At 45.4% G+C, this 19681-nt stretch carries 21 protein-coding genes, 4 tRNA genes, 1 pseudogene and 1 riboswitch; of the genes and pseudogenes, 7 read left to right on the top strand and 19 right to left on the bottom strand.

Annotated features, from left to right (window positions below; all coding sequences use genetic code 11):
* Positions 1-60: 60 nt before the first annotated feature.
* Genes ACWGXJ_RS06915 through ACWGXJ_RS06900 form a run of 4 tightly spaced genes read right to left on the bottom strand, consistent with a single transcriptional unit; the run spans position 61 to position 3639 of the window.
* Entirely contained in the window at positions 61-957 is an 897-nt protein-coding gene (locus ACWGXJ_RS06915; protein WP_452566452.1) for a metal ABC transporter permease, read from the bottom strand.
* Positions 954-1883, bottom strand: a complete 930-nt coding sequence (locus ACWGXJ_RS06910; RefSeq protein WP_235307737.1) for a metal ABC transporter permease — start codon at positions 1881-1883, stop codon at positions 954-956. The genes ACWGXJ_RS06915 and ACWGXJ_RS06910 overlap by 4 nt, the downstream gene beginning before the upstream one ends.
* A 5-nt stretch (positions 1884-1888) precedes the next feature.
* A complete protein-coding gene (locus tag ACWGXJ_RS06905; protein ID WP_061829566.1) occupies positions 1889-2653 on the bottom strand; it encodes a metal ABC transporter ATP-binding protein in 765 nt (254 codons plus the stop codon).
* Between the two features lie 14 nt (positions 2654-2667).
* Complete coding sequence (locus tag ACWGXJ_RS06900) at positions 2668-3639, bottom strand: metal ABC transporter solute-binding protein, Zn/Mn family (protein ID WP_452566451.1); 972 nt, start codon at positions 3637-3639, stop codon at positions 2668-2670.
* Positions 3640-3876: 237 nt separating this feature from the next.
* On the opposite strand from ACWGXJ_RS06900, the gene ACWGXJ_RS06895 reads away from it, so the two are divergent.
* Positions 3877-4653, top strand: a complete 777-nt coding sequence (locus tag ACWGXJ_RS06895; RefSeq protein ID WP_452566450.1) for a DUF3153 domain-containing protein — start codon at positions 3877-3879, stop codon at positions 4651-4653.
* 8 nt (positions 4654-4661) lie between these two features.
* Here ACWGXJ_RS06895 and ACWGXJ_RS06890 read toward each other — a convergent pair whose 3' ends face one another.
* The 3 genes from ACWGXJ_RS06890 to ACWGXJ_RS06880 form a co-directional block, all read right to left on the bottom strand.
* A complete protein-coding gene (locus ACWGXJ_RS06890; protein WP_452566449.1) occupies positions 4662-5087 on the bottom strand; it encodes a thiol-disulfide oxidoreductase DCC family protein in 426 nt (141 codons plus the stop codon).
* A 130-nt stretch (positions 5088-5217) separates the two neighbouring features.
* Positions 5218-5544 (bottom strand): hypothetical protein, encoded by a 327-nt coding sequence (locus ACWGXJ_RS06885; RefSeq protein WP_025722703.1) that lies wholly within the window; start codon positions 5542-5544, stop codon positions 5218-5220.
* Between the two features lie 123 nt (positions 5545-5667).
* Positions 5668-6087 (bottom strand): organic hydroperoxide resistance protein, encoded by a 420-nt coding sequence (locus tag ACWGXJ_RS06880; RefSeq protein ID WP_061829570.1) that lies wholly within the window; start codon positions 6085-6087, stop codon positions 5668-5670.
* Between the two features lie 261 nt (positions 6088-6348).
* On the opposite strand from ACWGXJ_RS06880, the pseudogene ACWGXJ_RS06875 reads away from it, so the two are divergent.
* Positions 6349-6635: pseudogene (locus ACWGXJ_RS06875) on the top strand (manganese catalase family protein); the annotation flags it as partial.
* A gap of 213 nt (positions 6636-6848) precedes the next feature.
* Positions 6849-8168, top strand: coding sequence for an Nramp family divalent metal transporter (locus ACWGXJ_RS06870; RefSeq protein ID WP_061829572.1), 1320 nt, complete (start codon positions 6849-6851; stop codon positions 8166-8168).
* A 110-nt stretch (positions 8169-8278) separates the two neighbouring features.
* Here ACWGXJ_RS06870 and kdpC read toward each other — a convergent pair whose 3' ends face one another.
* From kdpC to ACWGXJ_RS06845, 5 genes are all read right to left on the bottom strand, one after another.
* A complete protein-coding gene (gene kdpC, locus ACWGXJ_RS06865) occupies positions 8279-9007 on the bottom strand; it encodes a potassium-transporting ATPase subunit KdpC (RefSeq protein ID WP_061829573.1) in 729 nt (242 codons plus the stop codon).
* Positions 9008-9026: 19 nt separating this feature from the next.
* A complete protein-coding gene (gene kdpB / locus ACWGXJ_RS06860) occupies positions 9027-11057 on the bottom strand; it encodes a potassium-transporting ATPase subunit KdpB (RefSeq protein WP_069291384.1) in 2031 nt (676 codons plus the stop codon).
* Between the two features lie 37 nt (positions 11058-11094).
* Complete coding sequence (kdpA, locus tag ACWGXJ_RS06855; protein WP_446674287.1) at positions 11095-12771, bottom strand: potassium-transporting ATPase subunit KdpA; 1677 nt, start codon at positions 12769-12771, stop codon at positions 11095-11097.
* Positions 12772-12922: 151 nt separating this feature from the next.
* Positions 12923-13000 carry a potassium-transporting ATPase subunit F gene (locus ACWGXJ_RS06850; protein WP_071559652.1) on the bottom strand — a complete coding sequence of 26 codons (78 nt, stop codon included), beginning with the start codon at positions 12998-13000 and terminating at the stop codon, positions 12923-12925.
* 183 nt (positions 13001-13183) lie between these two features.
* Complete coding sequence (locus tag ACWGXJ_RS06845; protein ID WP_023987603.1) at positions 13184-13579, bottom strand: hypothetical protein; 396 nt, start codon at positions 13577-13579, stop codon at positions 13184-13186.
* Positions 13580-13694: 115 nt separating this feature from the next.
* Positions 13695-13862: riboswitch (cyclic di-AMP (ydaO/yuaA leader) on the bottom strand.
* 466 nt (positions 13863-14328) lie between these two features.
* On the opposite strand from ACWGXJ_RS06845, the gene ACWGXJ_RS06840 reads away from it, so the two are divergent.
* Positions 14329-14814 (top strand): glutathione peroxidase, encoded by a 486-nt coding sequence (locus tag ACWGXJ_RS06840; RefSeq protein ID WP_235307732.1) that lies wholly within the window; start codon positions 14329-14331, stop codon positions 14812-14814.
* A gap of 91 nt (positions 14815-14905) precedes the next feature.
* Here ACWGXJ_RS06840 and ACWGXJ_RS06835 read toward each other — a convergent pair.
* A tRNA-Leu gene (locus ACWGXJ_RS06835) sits at positions 14906-14988 on the bottom strand.
* 262 nt (positions 14989-15250) lie between these two features.
* On the opposite strand from ACWGXJ_RS06835, the gene ACWGXJ_RS06830 reads away from it, so the two are divergent.
* Together ACWGXJ_RS06830 and ACWGXJ_RS06825 are read left to right on the top strand one after the other, a co-directional pair.
* Positions 15251-15988 (top strand): urease accessory protein UreF, encoded by a 738-nt coding sequence (locus ACWGXJ_RS06830; protein WP_250267765.1) that lies wholly within the window; start codon positions 15251-15253, stop codon positions 15986-15988.
* A 296-nt stretch (positions 15989-16284) separates the two neighbouring features.
* Positions 16285-16506 (top strand): Rha family transcriptional regulator, encoded by a 222-nt coding sequence (locus tag ACWGXJ_RS06825; protein ID WP_069291380.1) that lies wholly within the window; start codon positions 16285-16287, stop codon positions 16504-16506.
* 124 nt (positions 16507-16630) lie between these two features.
* Here the strand turns inward: ACWGXJ_RS06825 and ACWGXJ_RS06820 are convergent, their stop codons facing one another.
* The 6 genes from ACWGXJ_RS06820 to ACWGXJ_RS06795 form a co-directional block, all read right to left on the bottom strand.
* Positions 16631-17014 carry a helix-turn-helix domain-containing protein gene (locus ACWGXJ_RS06820; protein ID WP_069291379.1) on the bottom strand — a complete coding sequence of 128 codons (384 nt, stop codon included), beginning with the start codon at positions 17012-17014 and terminating at the stop codon, positions 16631-16633.
* Positions 17015-17107: 93 nt separating this feature from the next.
* Positions 17108-17482, bottom strand: a complete 375-nt coding sequence (locus ACWGXJ_RS06815) for a helix-turn-helix domain-containing protein (RefSeq protein ID WP_025722343.1) — start codon at positions 17480-17482, stop codon at positions 17108-17110.
* 185 nt (positions 17483-17667) lie between these two features.
* The gene (locus ACWGXJ_RS06810; protein WP_061829577.1) at positions 17668-18123 is read right to left on the bottom strand and encodes a MarR family winged helix-turn-helix transcriptional regulator; all 456 of its coding nucleotides are present in this window, start codon (positions 18121-18123) and stop codon (positions 17668-17670) included.
* Between the two features lie 163 nt (positions 18124-18286).
* Positions 18287-18369 (bottom strand) — tRNA-Leu (locus ACWGXJ_RS06805).
* A gap of 15 nt (positions 18370-18384) precedes the next feature.
* A tRNA-Lys gene (locus tag ACWGXJ_RS06800) sits at positions 18385-18460 on the bottom strand.
* 86 nt (positions 18461-18546) lie between these two features.
* Positions 18547-18618, bottom strand: a tRNA-Glu gene (locus ACWGXJ_RS06795).
* 244 nt (positions 18619-18862) lie between these two features.
* Between ACWGXJ_RS06795 and ACWGXJ_RS06790 the strand changes: the two genes are divergently transcribed.
* Positions 18863-19624: a DeoR/GlpR family DNA-binding transcription regulator gene (locus tag ACWGXJ_RS06790; protein ID WP_013309250.1), complete on the top strand. Its 762-nt coding sequence runs from the start codon at positions 18863-18865 to the stop codon at positions 19622-19624.
* The last annotated feature ends 57 nt before the right edge of the window (positions 19625-19681 follow it).

Genomic DNA, 19681 nt, shown 5'->3' with positions numbered 1-19681 from the left:
GGTCTCTTATGCCTGAATACACGCTATTTTGGGTAACTCATATGGGATCACTTCCTACAATCACTTGCTATCTTCGCCAACTTCGCCAACGATCCCCCGTTGTTGAAATAACTTTTGCCATATCACACCGTGAGACGGGGAAAAGAGAAAAGCCAAAAGCAGCAACACACCCGATACACATAGCATACATGCCGCAATAGAAGCATCCAATACACTTGCTGTGTAAAAGCCTACGACCGAACTGATGGCTCCAAATCCGACGCTGTATACAATCATACGGGACAACTTCTCCGTCAGCAGATAAGCGGTAAGAGGCGGTACAACGAGCATGCCAACCACCAGAATTGCACCCACGCTCTCAAATGACGCCACCGTCGTTAACGAGACGAGACTCATCAGCAGATAATGAAAAAAAACAACTGGAATGCCTAATGAAGCTGCCAGGGCGGGGTCGAAGGAAGTGATTTTAAATTGCTTGAAAAAGCCCCCTATCACGAGCAAATTGATCAAAAACATCGCGCCCGTAATCCACACAGCCCTCGGACCGACATCGAAACCGGCAATCTCGAACGTATTCCATGGCACATAAGCAATTTCCCCATACAAAACGTGATCCATATCCAGATGGGCATTGGAAGCAAACACACTGATCAGCAAAACACCGATAGCAAACAATGTCGTAAACACCACGCCAATGGCAGCATCACTTTGCAGACCGCTTTGTTGGAATAGCTGAATTAGGTACACCGTTAGAAGACCCAGCACAGCCGCACCAAACATCATCCACACCGAATCCCTCGATCCGCTGATGAGAAAGGCAATGACAATCCCCGGCAATACCGCATGACTGATTGCATCACCGATCATAGCCATTTTTCGAAGCACGAGAAAGCACCCAACGATACTACATCCCCCTGCCACTAACATTCCCGTCAAAATTACATAAAATGAACTCATAGGGCACGCTCCTCCCTTGGCTGTGTTCCGACTGTCTGCTCCAGATTTTTTCTGGCGTTCAACCGAACGATAGCCTTGGAGATCATCCCGCGCTGCGGCGCAAAAATCAAGCTCATTCCAAACACCACAGTCGCACACAACACACATAACGGTCCTGTAGGCAGATTTTGCCCCAGAGAGCTAATGAGCGTCCCACCAAGGCCTGCTATAGCACCAAACAAGCCTGATAGGCACACCATGACGCCCAGCTTCTCTGTCCAGTATCTTGCCGACACGGCCGGGGTAATCAGCAGGGCAGCCATCATAATGACTCCCACGGCCTGAATGCCAGCAACCACTGCAATGACAATCATTAGCATCAACAACTTATCCAGCAAACCTGCCGGATAACCAAGTCCGCGGGCAAAGCCGGGATCAAAGCTGAGCAATTTAAATTCCTTGAAAAATAATATACATATTCCGATGAGTACCACCGAAATTACCGCCATCGTATAGACATCAGACAATACCATTGCCGCAGCTTGACCAAATAGAAATTTATCCAATCCGCTTTGGTTGCCTGCGCCACTATGCTGAATTTCGGTCAACAACATAATGCCGAAGCCAAAAAATACCGACAGCACCGCTGCAATCGCGGAATCGCTTTTAATTCGTGAATACCGGGTTAACGCACTGATGGCAAAGGTCGCAACAATCCCTGCAATGGCGGCCCCAATCATAAATCCAAACACCGATTTTGTACCTGTGATCATAAAAGCCACACATACCCCCGGCAAAGCCGCATGTGCCAAAGCATCTCCCATGAGCGACTGCTTGCGCAAATACATAAAACTGCCAATCACTCCGCTGCTTAAACCGAGCAAAATACAGCCCAGCAAAATCCACTGCATATTCGGGTCGGTCAAAAGCGTTGCCAAGCTTGTCATACTGCTCACCTCACTCCGAGTATCGTACCGGAATCCGGGCTTGTTTTGAGTATACTCAGACGCCCGCCATACGTACGCTGCAGATTTTCCTCGGTAAAAATATCTGTCGTCTCTCCAAACGCCATAAGATGCCCGTTCAACAGCATAACCTGATCAAAATAATCCGTGACTGTAGATAAATCATGATGAACGACAAGTACGGTTTTACCCTGCTGTTTCAGATCGTTGAGCAGCGAAATAATGGCTTTTTCTGTTGCAGCGTCCACACCGACAAACGGTTCATCCATAAAATAAAGCTGAGCATCCTGCGCGAGTGCTCTGGCTAAAAAAACACGTTGTTGCTGACCGCCAGACAATTGACTAATCTGCCTGTCTGCATATTTGCTCATTCCAACCTTGTCCAAACTCTCCATCGCAGCCTGACGATCTGCTGCACCCGGACGCTTAAACCAGCCCAATCTGCCATACCGTCCCATCATAACCACATCCAATGCGTTCGTCGGAAAATCCCAATCCACCGACTCCCGCTGTGGTACATAGCCAACCTTGAGCAGCTGTTGCTTATAGGGCTTGCCGTAGACCAGCACCTCGCCCCTAAGCTTTGGAATCAGTCCAAGCGCTGCCTTGATCAACGTAGATTTCCCAGCCCCGTTCGGGCCGATAATACCAATCAGCTTGCCTTCCGGCACCTCAAAGGAAACATCGAACAAAACGGGCTTTTTTTGATAAGCTACCGATAAATCACGAACGACAAGTGGTGAATGCCCCATGTATCTTTTCCTCCTTATTTAAGAGCTTTAACAATCGTATTAACGTTATGCTTGACCATTCCAATATATGTGCCATCTTCTGTGCCTTCTTCACCCATGGCATCCGAATACAGCTCGCCACCAACCATAATTGTATGACCTTGCTGAGCGGCCCCCTGAATAACCGCATCTATGGCCTTTCTCGGAACACTAGATTCTACGAATATAGCCTTGATTTTATGTTCGACCAGATAATCTCGCAGCTTGGTCACATCTTGAGAACCCGCTTCTGATTCTGTGCTCATACCTTGAAGTCCTCTCACTTGAATGTGGTAGGCATCTCCGAAATAGCCGAAAGCATCATGTGCCGTGACAAGCACGCGCTGGGCTTCCGGTATACTGGCAATCTGCTCTCTCGTGTAATCATCCAGCTCTCGCAGCTCAGTAAGATAGGCTTCTGCGTTGGCCTTATATTCCTCCGCATGAACAGCGTCTAGCGCCGACAATTCATCTCTGACGGTTTCTACCGCAGACATCCAATTCTGTACGTTAAACCAGATATGTGGATCATGCTCAGATCCCATTTCCGGGCTACCTGCACGCAATTGATCCTGTGCGATGTTTTTGGACACGGGTATGACGGGTTTTTGCTTGCTGATCTTCTCCAGAATGTCCTGCATTTTTCCTTCCAGATGCAACCCGTTATAAAAAATAACGTCGGCCTGATCCAGCTTGCGCATATCTCCCTGAGAAGCCTTGTACAAATGCGGGTCAACGCCTGACTTCATAATTCCCGTGACCTCCACATGATTACCGCCGACCTTGCCGACAATGTCAGAGATCATACCGATGGTAGCCGTAGCCTTTATTTTTTGTCCTGTTTCTCTCGCAGTTCCCTGCTCCTTCTTCTTAGCATCGGTACATGCAGTCGCTAGAACCAGAGCTAGAGACAATACTCCAACTGTCGTTACCCATCGCGGCAAAGCCTTCCTAAACTGCTTGTTCATGTTTTAAAATCCTCCTTTGAACTTCGTTTTGGGATAAACTATTTCCTTAGTTCAATTATTTTTTATCAATACTATATTTTAGAGTATACACTAAAGTTTTTACCTAGGGAAACATTTTAAAAAAATATAATTCTTATGTATTTCGTTCTACCGTTCGATTTTCGTTCTCCCAATGTGTAATATATAGAAGATATCCAATAGTAAAATTAAAGAACGTATTTAAAGAAGGGGCAGGTCATGAAGCAAACTGGATACAGTCCTTATCGGAACCAACGTCAGCAAAATCTAATACGAAAAATACTGTTCATTTTTATGCTAATGTGTTGTCTGCTTATCCTTACTTCCTGTGCTCGGGGTGACATCTATGTAGATGTTCATCTCGATCAAAGTGTAGATCTGGATGCAACGTTCAGTGTAAACAACCAGACACTGATGATGTTGGACAATCCCGGGCTGCTAGATCGATTAGTCAAGCGTATTCAAAGCAACAATGTAGATGTACAGCCGCTAGCTGAACAGGGAAGAAAGGGATATCAAATCAAGGGGCATTATCAAGGAGATTGGAGCATAAACAAAAAAAATCCCAGTCAGGGATTAAATCTACCTGAGGGATTAGAAATAAAGCGCGCTGTGAGCCCACATTTTTTCACAACGAATATTGATCTTACCATGAAGCTCGATCTACCACGGATGCTTCCTGAAGAAGCTCAAGGACTGAGTGACAAATTTGAGCAAATGAATGTGTTTGCGCGCAAATTACTGGAGCGGCAGCTGGATCTTAACTTCAGCCTATCCTTACCCATCCAACCTGCTACCAATAATGCAGACCGTGTGTCGGAAGACGGAAAAACACTGTATTGGGACATTGCTCCATTAGAATCTAACGAGCTAAAATTGTCTGTTAACGTACCCAATGTACAACATATCGTGTATGTAGCTGTTACGAGCCTGATACTAATCGTGATCGCTGTGATCTTACTAATTCGTAGACATCGCTCCAAAAAAGAAACTTAAAAAAGCAACTAAAAAAATCGTTGTCTAATTTCTGGTGGGGGGATCTGACATTGATCCTCTTCATCCTTGCCAAACCAACGATATCGGTTACGCGCCACCCAGTTATAGACAGCGTTGCGCACAAAGCGGGGAACCAGGATGAACACATAGGCCAGCGGGTATGGAAAACGAAGACGTTTGGCAATTCGCAAAGCCGCGGTGGACCTTGTATAATACGTACCGTCTTCAATCAGCACGAACGTATCCAGCTGATCTGTAGATAGTCCTCCTGCACGTAATAGGTCTTGTCCTGCCTCAGATTGCAGGGAACCAAAATGAAATGTTCCCTTAGGGTCACGCTTGATAATAAAGCGGGCAGCTCCCTGACAAAAGTGGCATACCCCATCTACCAACACAATGGAATGATCTGAATGAGCATGATCAGTCTGGTTCATAAATGCATTTCACCTCCAAGAAAATCAACGGCATGAATACCAGCAACGCAACCATATGAATATAAACAAAAAAACGCCGAAAGTATCCGACGCTTGTTTAGAAATGTATAGTCTTTACCTGTTCGAAAAACTAGCTCAATGCTTTCTCAAACAGCTGTTTCGTATTAATTTGCTCTAAAAACTCCTCATGGAACTTATCCATACACTTGCAGATAAAATCCTTATGGCATACCGGGCAAGGCGTCGTTAGCAGTCGACTAATATTCGTCAAGGTCCACTCCGGATTACGTTGAGAAAAAACGCGGCACTCCGTTCCATCGGCCAAACTCATTTTAAACTCATAAAGCCCTTCTTTTTCGTTGCTGCCAGCCAGCGTGAAATTAACAATATTCGGTCTGTAAGACATCATATCACCCGTATTTTTCAAATTTGTTTCGTACCTGATGACCAGAATCACCTAAGCCATCTTAATGAATTTTGGCGATGATGTCAAATGGTCACAAATCTCAGCGAATCAAGATCTATGTGCAAAAGCCACCGATAAATCGGCGGCCAGAGTGTAAAAGTTATAGAAATGCAGTCAAATGACATTAAGCTCGACATCAATGTTACCGCGTGTTGCTTTGGAATACGGACAAAAATCATGCGCTTGGCGTGCCAGATCTTCGGCCTGAGCGCGTTCAATACCGGGTATTTTCACATCCAGACGTACCGCCAGCTGGAAGCCGCCATCGCGTGGGTCCTTGCCGATAGATACGTGGCTGGTGACCTCAACATTGTCTACCTTCACCTTAGCCTTCCGGGCCACATTAGCCAATGCGCTCTCATAGCAGGCACCATAGCCTGCCGCAAACAATTGCTCCGGATTCGTAGCTTCTCCACCTGCGCCACCCAGTTCCTTCGGCGTGCTGAGCTTATGCTTCAAAACTCCATCAGATGAAGCGACTGAACCGTCTCTTCCACCATGTACCGTTGCTGATGCTGTGTATAATGCTTCCATGATTTCATCTCTCCTTCTCTATATCATATGTTTTCCGCAGGAATCTATCGTCATGTTAATACATGATTTCCTTCTCGTATGTACTTTAAACGAACTACACAAAATGAATCATTTGAAATAAGGTTGTTAACCAGTACATTTACCGTTTAGTTCCATCTCACCTTGTTTACACTATATGTTATAAGCCCCTAGCTTGATGGGCCGTCAACATGTGTCTTGAAGGCTTACTCGCATCATTTTATTGTATCTGCTCAGACTTCCATGACTGACAACCCTGTCGTACGCGAGATCGTAGGCTACTTGTTGGTGCGGGGTGGAGTCCATGTGATGGCCTATACCAAAGCGTTGGAAAAGCTTACAGGCGTAGAAATGACCAAAATGCTTCCGATTCCGAACTTGGAGAATAAAGCCTTTTCTGAAACGCGTAAATTCGAAGAAAAAGGATTGCACCGGACTATTTATCGTTTCAGTCCGAATAACTACAAGGAAATTGATAAATATGGAGCAGCGTTCACCCGGAAGATGGACAACAATTTAAAAAAATCCAAAACGACCAAGCTGCTCCCCTCAGAGCGATATAGCTTGGTTTTTTCTAGTGTTCGGCTTTATACGATGCCCATATTGCTTCAAAAATACGATTAACTTGCTTGACCACACAAAAGTTGCACTAGACAAAAACTATTGTAAGTGTACAATAGAGATAAACACAATCGTTATGTCACTAATAATATATTTCAACATCAATAAAGAAGGTGAAGCGTATGAAAAATACAAAGGGTAACTTCGCGGAAATCGCTTCACTGTCGGAAGTGAATCGTTCCTTGAGCGTCCCGAAAGACGGAACCTGGTTTCGGAAGTTTCTTGCCTTTGCTGGACCCGGCTATATGGTCGCAGTCGGCTATATGGACCCCGGCAACTGGGCCACAGACATCGCTGGCGGATCAAAATTCGGCTACACGCTGCTTAGTGTCATTCTAATCTCCAACCTGATGGCCATCCTGCTGCAAGCCTTATCCGGCAAGCTTGGCATTGCCACAGGTAAAGATTTGGCTCAAATGTGCCGTGATGCCTACAGTCGTCCTGTCGCCATCGGCTTATGGCTCTTGTGCGAAATTGCTATTGCAGCCATGGATTTGGCCGAGGTCATCGGTTCAGCCATTGCGCTGAAGTTGCTGTTTGGTCTACCGTTACTATACGGAGTCATCATTACCGCATTTGACGTCATGCTTATTTTACTGCTGCAAAACAAAGGTTTTCGGGCATTGGAAACACTTGTCATTGTGCTGATGGCGACGATTGCCGGCTGTTTTGGGATTAATCTCATTTTGGCACAACCGGAATGGGGCGGCGTATTGGGCGGCTTTGTACCAGACTCGCAAATTTTGACGAATCCAAGCATGCTGTATATTGCCATCGGTATTATGGGCGCTACTGTAATGCCGCATAACCTGTATCTGCATTCTTCTATTGTACAAACTCGCAAATTTGAGCAGACTTCAGCAGGTAAACGGGAAGCTATTACATTTGCAACTTGGGATTCCAGTATAGCGCTGATGTTCGCTTTATTTATTAATGCCGCCATCTTGATCGTGGCAGCTGCTGTATTCCATACGGCAGGAAGAACAGATGTAGCCGAAATTAGTGATGCCTATTACCTGCTTTCGCCACTACTGGGAACCACACTGGCGAGCATACTATTTGGGGTGGCGTTACTCGCCTCAGGTCAAAATTCAACCGTTACAGGCACTTTAGCTGGACAAATCGTGATGGAGGGCTTTTTGAATCTTCGTCTTTCACCTTGGTTGCGTCGTCTAGTGACCCGCCTCATCGCGATCATTCCAGCGGTTATCGTCACTGCTATCGCAGGTGAAAAAGGTGCGGAGGAACTCCTTGTGCTGAGCCAGGTCATCCTGTCCATCCAGCTTCCCTTTGCCATCATTCCATTACTTCTCTTTACCAGCGACAAAAAGATTATGGGTGAATTCGCAAATAAAATGTGGCAAAAAGTATTAACCTGGATCGTGACCGCTGTCATTATCATCTTGAATGTAGTGCTCATCATCCAAACGATTTCAGGTTAATCGGTAGCCAAATATGAATATATTAAAAAGGTATCTCACTAGCCCCAATGGCAGCGAGATACCTTTTTTTGTTCATCCTATTTTATTTATCCTGTATACATAAAGAATACTCAACGCTTGGCAGGCTCTACCTTTATTTGCGCCTCAAGCGCGAGATTCAGCTTGAGCACGTTCACACGCGGCTCGCCGAATACCCCGGCGCTGCGGCCTTCTGTCTGCTCCTGCACCAGTGCTCTCAGTTGATCCTGCGGGATACCCGTCAAGCCGCTAATGCGCGGAATTTGCACCCGTGCCGCCTGTGGCGAGATGTGCGGGTCCAGACCGGAGCCGGAGTTCGTAATCAGGTCCACCGGAACCTGACTGACGGGTACATCCGGGTTATGCTTCTGCCAATCCGCAATAGAGTCCTTGACTCGCTGTATCAAGGCCGGATTCGACGGCGCGTAGTTGCTTGAGCCTGAACCAGCCCCATTGTAATCAACGCTCGATACCCGACCTTGAAAAAATGCCGAATCGGCAAAGGACTGCCCAATCAGTTCGGAGCCGACCACCCGTCCCTCTGCGTCACGGAGCATACTGCCGTTTGCTTGCTGCGGAAACAGAACCTGCGCTACTCCTGTACTGACTAGCGGATATGCCAAACCACACAAGAGAATCATCAGCACCGATGTTCGCAAAGCCACTCCAATAACTGTACTTCCTCGCATCTCTTGTCTCTCCGGTTGTCCTTCCGACACTGTCCCGGTCCCTGTACGTTTGTTATGACCTTGCCCGCCAGATTCGGCTTTTTCGTGCGCTGCAAATCTGCGTCCAGACATCATCCGATAAAAACCACTCATGTCGTTCACCCTTTCTGCGCTAAATCCACAAATGCACCAGCAAATCAATAGCCTTAATGCCGACAAACGGTACGACCATACCGCCCAGACCGTAAATCAGCAAATTCCGTCCCAGCAGGCGATCCGAGCTCATCGGCTTATACTTCACGCCCTTCATGGCCAGCGGAATCAGAAGCGGAATAATAACCGCGTTAAAGATCAGCGCCGACAAAATAGCGGACAGCGGGGAGCCAAGCCCCATGACGTTCAAAGCGCCCATTTGTGGAATGGCCAGCATGAACATCGCCGGGATGATGGCAAAATATTTGGCAACATCGTTCGCAATGCTGAACGTTGTCAATGCTCCGCGCGTCATAAGCAGCTGCTTGCCGATCGCGACCACCTCAATAATTTTGGACGGATCGGAATCCAGGTCCACCATATTAGCTGCTTCTTTGGCCGCGACTGTGCCGCTATTCATGGCCAGACCGACATCCGCTTGCGCCAGCGCAGGTGCATCATTGGTGCCGTCTCCGGTCATGGCAACCAGCTTTCCCTGTTCCTGCTCACGTCGGATAACCGCGATTTTGTCCTCCGGCTTGCTCTCAGCTACAAAGTCGTCCACACCCGCTTCTCGTGCAATTGTAGCTGCTGTTAGCGGATTATCTCCGGTACACATGATCGTACGGATACCCATTTCCCGGAGCTGATCAAACCGTTCCTTCATGCCTGGCTTCACTGTATCTTTCAAATAAATAATGCCGTATATCTGATCATCCAGCGCGACTGCCAGCGGTGTACCTCCTTCAGAGGCTACCTGATTCGCTTTTTCCTCCAGATCGGCTGGAACACTGCCGTTTTGCGATACGATCCATTGCCGAACAGAATCCACCGCGCCCTTGCGTACCTTTCGTCCATCGGCCAGATCCAGACCACTCATCCGGGTCTCCGCCTTGAATTCGATAAAGGTTCCACCTGCTGCCAAGGATGCATCCAACGTATGCTCCTGTTTGCGCATCAATTCGAGAACCGAGCGGCCCTCTGGCGTCTCATCCTTCATAGAGCTAATCGCTGCCCACTTCACTAACTCTGCCTTCTCCACGCCCTCCACAGGCACGAATTCGCTCGCCATTCGGTTCCCGAAGGTGATTGTACCTGTTTTATCCAGAATCATCGTGTTGATATCCCCAGAAGCTTCTACCGCCTTGCCTGACATGGCCAGTACGTTAAACTGGGTGACCCGGTCCATACCGGCAATCCCGATAGCTGACAGCAGTCCTCCAATCGTAGTCGGAATCAGACAGACTAGCAACGAAATCAGCACAGGAACAGGCAAATCAATGTTAAAATGACGGGCAATCGGCGCTAGCGTAACCACCACAATTAGAAAAATAATCGTCAAGCTAATCAACAAAGTGTTCAGTGCAATCTCATTCGGCGTTTTTTGCCGCTGTGCGCCTTCCACGAGCGAAATCATTTTATCAATAAATGTCTCGCCCGGCTCTGTCGTAATTCGCACCTTAATCCGGTCACTGACTACCCGCGTCCCGCCGGTTACCGAGCAAAAATCACCACCCGATTCCTTGATGACCGGAGCCGATTCTCCCGTAATTGCAGATTCATCCACCGAAGCCAGACCTTCAATGACCTCACCATCGCTTGGAATCATCTCGCCTTGGGAGACAATAACCACGTCCCCCTTACGCAATTCGGTTGAGCTAACCACCTGAATGTCATTTCCGATGAGCTTGTTAGCTTGTGTATCCTGCTTGGATTTTTTTAAAGAGGCAGCTTGTGCCTTACCCCGCCCCTCTGCGAGCGCTTCGGCAAAATTAGCAAAAAGCAACGTAAACAACAGAATAACAAACACGGCCAGGTTAAAGCCCATTTCCTTACCAGTTCCAAAATAACCAGGAAACAGTAACATGAGCAGCACGACCAATGTACCGATCTCCACGACGAACATGACAGGATTTTTCATCATAATCATCGGATTTAATTTTATAAAGCTATCCTTGATCGCATGCTTCAAGATGCTTCTGTCCAGCATGTGTTTGCGTTGTTCCTTCATGATCAAACACCCCGTTCATCCATTCTCATTTTCTTCTTCACATGGTCAAAAATTCAGCAACAGGTCCCAATACGATGACGGGTAAAAAGGTCAACGCACCAATCAGCAGCACGACCCCGATCAGAATGGCTCCAAATAACTTGTTGTCCGTGCGCAGTGTCCCCGTCGTCACCGGAGTCGGTGCTTTGGCATTCAACGAAGCCGCCACAGCCAACAATGCAATCATAGATACATATCGGCCGAAGAACATAACCATCCCCGTCGTCATGTTCCAGAATACATTGTTATCCGAAAGGCCTTCAAATCCCGAACCGTTATTTGCGGCAGATGACGCATATTCATAGAGCACCTGAGTCAACCCGTGATAGCCAGGGTTCGTGACCGCATCGTATCCCCAATGACTCATAAATGCAAGTGCAGTTGGGGCGAGAATGAGAAACGGATGTACCAAAATGGCAATCGCGATCAGCTTCATTTCCTTGCCTTCAATTTTCCTCCCCATAAATTCCGGAGTTCTCCCGACCATCAGTCCGCATATAAACACACCCAGAATCGCATACATCAGCATATTCATCAGTCCGACACCCTTGCCGCCAAAAATGACGTTTAGCATCATTTCTCCCAAAGCAGCCATACCACCCAGTGGGGTTAGTGTATCATGCATATTATTGACTGAACCTGTCGTTGCCGCTGTTGTGACCGCAGTGAATAATGCCGATTGTCCAATGCCGAAACGAACCTCTTTCCCTTCCATGCTTCCCTGAGAAGCATCCACACCCAGTGTCTGGATTAACGGATTACCTGTCTTTTCAGACACATACGTAATGGATAGAAAAATAAGAAACAATACCATCATGGAGCTAAAAATAATCCAGCCCTGCTTACGATTACGGGCAAACAATCCAAAGGTATACGGCAACGAAGCCGGCATTACCCACATTGCCAAAATTTCCAGCACGTTCGTCCAAGGACTTGGATTTTCAAAAGGGTGCGCAGAGTTAGCTCCCGCATAACCCCCCCCGTTTGTCCCCAAATGCTTGATGGACTCCAGAGAAGCAATGGGTCCCATAGAAATCTGCTGCTGTGTTCCGCTCAGCGTCGTAATATCCGCCGTAGGCTGTAGCGTCTGGGGTACCTTCAATCCAACCAGCACCAGCGTAAGCACAAAGGCCAGCGGCAGGAAAATTCTTATAATGGCTTTAATAAAATCTTGAAAGAAATTGCCCATTCCTTCACCGCGCCGCGTCAATCCTCTCATAAAAGCCGCAGCAACCGCAAAACCGGAAGCAGCCGAAGTGAACATCATCATCGTGACGAACGCCATCTGTGTCAGATACGTAAGCCCGCTTTCTCCGCTATAATGTTGGAGATTCGTATTCGTCATAAAGCTGATTACCGTATTAAAAGCTAGTGATGCTTCCATATTACTGTTTCCAGCCGGATTACCGGGAAGCATTCCCTGTAAACGCAACAGCAAGTAGCTGATTGCCACAAGCACGGCGTTCGTAGCAATGAAACTCATAACATACGTAGTCCAACGCATGCTCTCCACTTTCTTCAAGCCTACTACCTTATAAATCAGCTTTTCTGTTCTGCCAAAAATCCGATCCGTCCGATTGGGTTCATTCGAGAATACATGATACATATATGTACCCATTGGCTTTACCAAGAGCAGCAATATAACGATCACAATTCCAATTTGAAGCAGCTCCATCCTTTATTCCTCCTTCAAAATGCTCCTGCGTTTGGAACAACAGGCCTGCTTCCAGAGCACCAATTGTGTGCACACGTTTGCGAAAACCTGCTACCTATGATGCTTTAATGTTCAGATCTGTTGTTCCCGCCCGCTCTATCCCTACCAGTGACTAGAACTTTTCAGGGTTCAGGAGTGCGTAGATTAAATACATAAACACAATAGCCGTAAGCCCAAGTATAACGATCATCCTCTTCGTCCTCCTTTAGAGGTCTGCGCATCACACCAGCGTACAAACAGCAGTATCACTCCATAACTCACAGCCATGACGAGCAGCATGTATATATCCATCATGTTCATACCCTCCGTATCGGTCCTCAGATCGCCATTCTTATTTCATCATAAAATCATAAAACAACTATGTTATAAGTGCTTATCCGTTCAGCAGAAAACCCACCTCTCCGTTCAATGTGTAGATCACATGGTCCGCTCCCAATCCTCGATAAATTCCTTGTGGATTACAGCCGTGCGTAATAACATAGATCGATTCCGATGTTAGCGGCCGACATATTTGCAGGAAACGGCAAGTCAGATTCAAGCTGTTCTCGAACAAATACACACTACCAATTTCTTTTTTTGGAAAATTCCATTTTCCCGCTTGCATGGTATTGATGCGGACAATGTGCTCCACACCCATTTTTTTGAGCTGTCGTTCCTCCTGGGCGCTATTCGTCAGAACTGCAAACGCCAATTTTTTGAAAATAAGCAATTTCACAAAACTTCTGCCCGCTTCATTCGGTGCAGTGACAATAATTAACCGACCTTCCATCAGTAGCTCCTCTCCCGGTATAAAAAGACAACAAAAAGAAGCCGAAGGAAAAAGGCTTTCCTCCGGCTTCTGACATATCCATGATAAAATAAACCATGGCTGCACACGGCGGTTTGTTGCCTCTCCCTGTACGCTTACGAGGTTAGCTGTCGGATTCGGACGTGAGAGTCGCCCTATTTCTGGCACTTGACCGGAAAATTCACCCCATGAGACCCACGGCAAGCCGTACAGTCTCGATTGGTTCCCCCGCTTTTGCAACTGCAAAATTCAGCGCTATAGACATTTCGTTGTTGCTTCATTCAAGTTAATTTGAAATTACGTCTTGAATCATACACCCGCGCATGGAAGACTGTAAAGCTCAACTGCGGGGTTATAAATCGGCCTTTAGAGCATAGAAGATTAATAATAACGCTTACAATGCAACTATGCTTCTCACAGCTCACTCAATCTCTGTTTTTCATCCCTTTTCGAAAATGACAAGCATGTCAATATTGGCGTAGGGTAGAGCGTTTTTGGCCTTTTTTTGTAAAAAGAGAAGAAAATACGCTATATGTACCAGCTAAACACCGATTGAACCCGCTTTTATAAGAAGAAACACCTTAATTCGCTCCATTTGCAATGCGATTTACTGTTTTGAACAAAATACGATTTTACAGCGGCTAAAGGCTTAATACAGCTTTTCCAGACTTGCAACCTTACTTTGAATTGCTTACAATTTAATTGCTGAATATTGAATAAGGAGAGATACTATGACCGTTTATGAATATGATGCGCAAACCCTGCAAGGGAAACCAATTCCGTTATCCACATATAAAGGGAATGTTCTGCTTATTGTGAACACAGCCAGCAAATGCGGGTTAACCCCCCAATACAAAGCGTTACAAGAGCTATATGACCAGTACCATGAACTGGGGCTCGAAATTTTAGGATTTCCCAGCAACCAATTCGCCAAACAAGAGCCAGGTTCCAGCGAGGAGATTTCCGAGTTTTGCCAGATCAATTATGGTGTTACCTTTCCGATGTTCGCCAAGACAGATGTCAATGGCGATCAAGCGCACCCCTTATTTCGCTACCTGACCCAAACAGCTCCGGGGGTATTAGGGTCCAAAGCGATCAAATGGAATTTTACTAAATTCTTAATTACACGAGAAGGTAACGTATTTAAGCGCTATGCACCGCAAACCACTCCAGATAAGCTGGCGGGAGATATAGAGAAGCTTTTGCAGCAAAACTGATATTCTTCTTTATCACAGTTATTAAAACAAAAAAAGCATCCCTTCACGTAAACCGTGTCAGGATGCTTTTTCAACTAGGTCTTGCATATAATGCGGTCGAGAGGACTCGAACCTCCACGGGCGTACGCCCACTACCCCCTCAAGATAGCGTGTCTGCCATTCCACCACGACCGCAAATCATAATGTATTGAGGCAACAGATTTATTATACTCTCTCATCAACTATTTGTAAACACAAATATAATAATTATTTTATATGTTATTTTACCTAACATATATGAGCGATAATAATATTTAATTTGACAAAAGGGCTACTAAAATGTAAAAATATATTACATACATTTCGAATTTTTTCGTTATCCCTAAGTAAAGAGTGAAATAATATAACATAAGGATTCACTTCGAGGAGGCGAACCGCCCTGCATAAAGGCAACCGTTTGCTGAACTATGCATTATTGTTGGACCCTTCCCTACCTGTTGGTGGCTTCACCCGTTTTAACGGACTGGAGAAACTATTCCGCAACGGACATTTGAACAGTCTACAAGATCTGGAACATTACATGCTGGATGATTTGTATCCTCAATTTACAACCGTTGACGGCATGGCTATCAAAAGTCTGTATGTCGCCATCCAGCAGAATGACGGTTGGCGAATCGCTCTCATTGATAAGATGCTGCATACCCAACGTCCCTCCTTGCAGCATGTGAAGGAGTTGCGTCTATCCGGTCAGCGTCTACTTAAGCTCGCTAAGGCTCTTTATCCTTGGCTTGAATTTGACCAGTTGGAATCTATACTCATTCAATACAATGCAATTGGCACACTCGCTACCGTTCACACCTGGATTAACTTCCTCCTCGGAAACGATGTAGAACAGACCATGCACGGCTATCTTGGCGCAGCGGTGTCCTTCTGTGTGGAAGATGCCTTCAAACTACTCAATCCTCCCTATGAGGAAAAGAACCCTTTTATGGAGCGTATGACCAGCGAGCTGCTCTCCGCATGGAAGAAGCTTAACGAACCTGAGCCAACCACATTTCAGCGTCGCTTTCTTCACAGACATTGGTGCAACTCCTACATCACTCTACCGCTTTATATGAGCCATAATAGCCAATTGGATGAGCCTAGACTGTTTTCCTCCTCAGGTCTATTCAAACGCCTTCCAGCATCCCCCTGATGCGTCGCTTCACCAATCTGGCAGCAACACCAAAAACACTCTGTCCCTTTCCTCAGGTGGCAGAGTGTTTTTTATTCACACATAATCGAAATTCACACTATTAGTAGACTCTAGACGGGTTATCAGAACCACCTAGCACTTAATTAAGTAATTAATTCAACAAAATAACGTATTTGCGATTGTAAAAACACGTATAAAAGTGTATCATAGTTTCAGATGGTTAATTCTAACATGTTTACTGATGATTATTATAACACACCAATTATTCCGCAAGAATCCGTAAGGGGCGATTTCTCTTGAACAACAAAATGCCTGTCACCTCCTTCGGGTGGGCCATCAAACAACGGCTTGTCGAACTTCGACTGGATCAGAAAACATTTTGTGAGACACACAATATTCCGCCTTCACGCTTGTCCAATCTGATTCACGGCACCCGCAAAGCACAAAGGTACAGAAAACAAGTTGCTGCAATTCTGAACATCGACGATAACGATTATAAGGAGGCACCGCCACTCTAAATCCAACAAGCATTCCAGTTACATATAGGTCATTCCATATCACCCAGAAACCAAATAAACCCGTAAAGCGAACCCCTCCAGTTCGTTTACGGGTTTTCAACCCAGACGATCTTTAGCCAAAAAATTATTCCGGCTTTGTTTTATCCTTCTCACTTTTTTGCTTACGGTATTTCGCAAATTCAACATATTCTAAAATAAAATTCTGTTCTTCCGTCTCAAGATCTTCTGCCTGGCAATTCAGTGGCCCCATCACTCCAAAAAAATAAGCAGCCTTCTGCTCCTGAAGTACGCCTTCCCCTGGCTTAATCCCTTTCATTAACCAATCAAGCGATACATTAAAAAAGTCCGAAATCTGAATCAAATGGGCGGTACCCGGCGTTGTTTTACCTCTTCTCCAATCACCGAGATTCCCTGAACTGATTTTAAGTTTTTCACAAAATGCCTTCTTGGTCATTCCGCGATCCTTAATCAAAGCTTCAATCCGCTGATAAATAGTTTGATCTCCCAAAATGTTTCCCCTCCGACACAGTAACTTTTTCTGAAATAATTTTCATTTTTCAGCCTTACTCATTAGTAATCCTCATCAAATCCTAAGCAACCATTACCCCATAGTAGAATTGCGCTGGTTTTTCTCTTTACGAAAGCGGGTAAATTCAATATACTCAAGTATAAAATTTCTTTCCGCCTCACTAAGCGGTTCCCCCTGGCAATTCAGTTGCCCTGAAGCGTCAAAAAAATAAGGGTCTTGCGACTCCTTCAGCACCTCACCCTGTACATCTCGACCCAGCATAATCCAATCCAGACTGGCATCAAAAAAAGAAGCGATTTCAATGAGTTTATTCGTGCCCGGCGTCGTTTTTCCTCTTTTCCAATCCCCGAAGTTCCCTGTACTAATGCCTAACTGCTGGCAGAACGCCTTTTTCGTCATTCCCCGTTCCTTGATGAGTTCCTCAATGCGATGGTAAATAGATTGCATAGAAGTTCCTTCCTCCCTAGCAGGCTCTCAAATAACGATATCATGTTCTCTGTTCTCATTTCAAAGATCACGTATGCTAAAATTACCGAATTATGTATGTTGGTTTCCATTATACCACAACACGCAACAAAAACCGCCTGTTTTCCGAAGAAAGGGCGGTCTTTAAGCCAGTTCACTTACGCTAATCACGTAGCAGCGTTGTCGATTTTAAGTAAGATATGCTTCAATTCATTCAAAGTTTCGCTCAGATGCAATAAATCTTCTTCTGGCAGATACACCAGTCTTTCTTGAATTTTATTGGAGAAGGTATGAAATACCTGTTCACAAAAAGCATCGCCTTCCTGTGTAATCGCCACATTCACGACTCTGCGATCCGAATCACACGACTGGCGGTCAGCCAACCCATGCTCCACCAGTTTGTCCAGAAGAGGAGTCATGTTCGGACGTGAGACATTGAGCTGTTTGGATAAATCAGATACCGTAGACAAGCGCACCTCACGCAGAAGCAGTAATACCTGAAAGTTATTAGGCGACAAATGTAATGGGAAATCGAGCGGACCGTAGGTGAAAAATTTCTTCTTCACAATCGGAAACAAGCCCAAAATATTTTCTGATATATTTCCTAACAGTTGAGTGTCCATATTTTTCACCGTCACTTCATAAGTTTATACTTATCATTCTATAACATTATGGCATTATATTATACTATGGAATCATTATTTCATCATAATCATTACTTTATTACATCACTACACAAATAAAAAAAGCCTCTACCGCGAGAGACTTTTCCGTTTATTCCATTGATGCGGTCGAGAGGACTCGAACCTCCACGAGCGTACGCTCACTACCCCCTCAAGATAGCGTGTCTGCCATTCCACCACGACCGCATAACAAAATATAAATGGTGAGCCATGAAGGACTCGAACCTTCGACACCCTGATTAAAAGTCAGGTGCTCTACCAACTGAGCTAATGGCTCATGCTGTTCATCCAAGCTGTCCGCCATTAGACCAGACCTCAGGAATTTCCCTTAAGCATGCAACATGTAGTCTATAAAGACAACAATGACCCGTAGGGGATTCGAACCCCTGTTACCTCCGTGAAAGGGAGGTGTCTTAACCCCTTGACCAACGGGCCTTATTATTATGCGCCAACTTGGCGACAAGAAAGAGTATATCAAATAGAATAACGAATGGCAATACTTATTTCTAAAATTTTTAAAAAAGCAGTTTTTATAAGTACAAAATGCATATTAACTTACAATCCCTTATCTTAAATCACTAAAATCCTGAAAATAGCGATGAACGATTGCAATATCACTTGTATTTACTTATAATCACTTACAAGATACCGAAATAATTATATATCAGAGGAGCTTTCTATGTATCAGGAAGAACGAATGTTAAAAATCGTTGATTACTTACAGCTTCATAAACGTATTTCGGTGGATGATATTTGTGAATTTTTTAATGTTTCACGAGATACGGCCCGTCGAGACCTCGTAAAACTTGAAGAACATCAAAAAATTATTCGCACCCGCGGTGGCGCTCTTCTCCCTACACTTCATCACGATCCAATTGGAAATTATAACGAAAGACTACTTACTGTATCCGAGGAGAAACAAGTGATCGGACAGCTGGCTGCCAGCATGGTACGAGATAAGGATCGTATTATATTGGATTCCTCTACCACCGTACAGGCGTGTGCAGAAAGACTGAATGTGCAGGAATGTTCGGTCATCACCAATTCAATCAATCAGGCTGACGTGCTATCTGGAAAAGACGGTGTCTCCATACATCTGTTGGGAGGCCGCCTGCAAAAAGAACACCGATATGTATATGGCTCCTCCGTGATCGCCACTTTGTCTCACTATTTTGTAGACAAAGCCTTTATCGGGATTGGTGGTATATCTGCCCACGGACTAAGCCTGATTCATGAAGAAGACGGTATGCTGAAGCATCAGATGATGAAGCAGGCAGATCAGGTGATCATCCTTGCGGACCATTCGAAATTCGGAATCAATTTTCCATATCGTTTTGCCGATCTGTCTGAAGTTAATATCGTGATTACCGACAGATTGCCAGAACCAGCGATGCTGGAAATTTTGCAACATTATGATGTTGAAGTTGTTGTACCCTCATAAAATATGAAACTGCTTAGCTAGAACTCAAGATTTATCACAGAGATATCAAAAGACAGG

It is taken from the genome of Paenibacillus sp. S33 (genome assembly GCF_053615415.1).
Note: the sequence above shows the minus strand (reverse complement) of the source record. Positions and strands in the feature narration are given on the sequence as shown.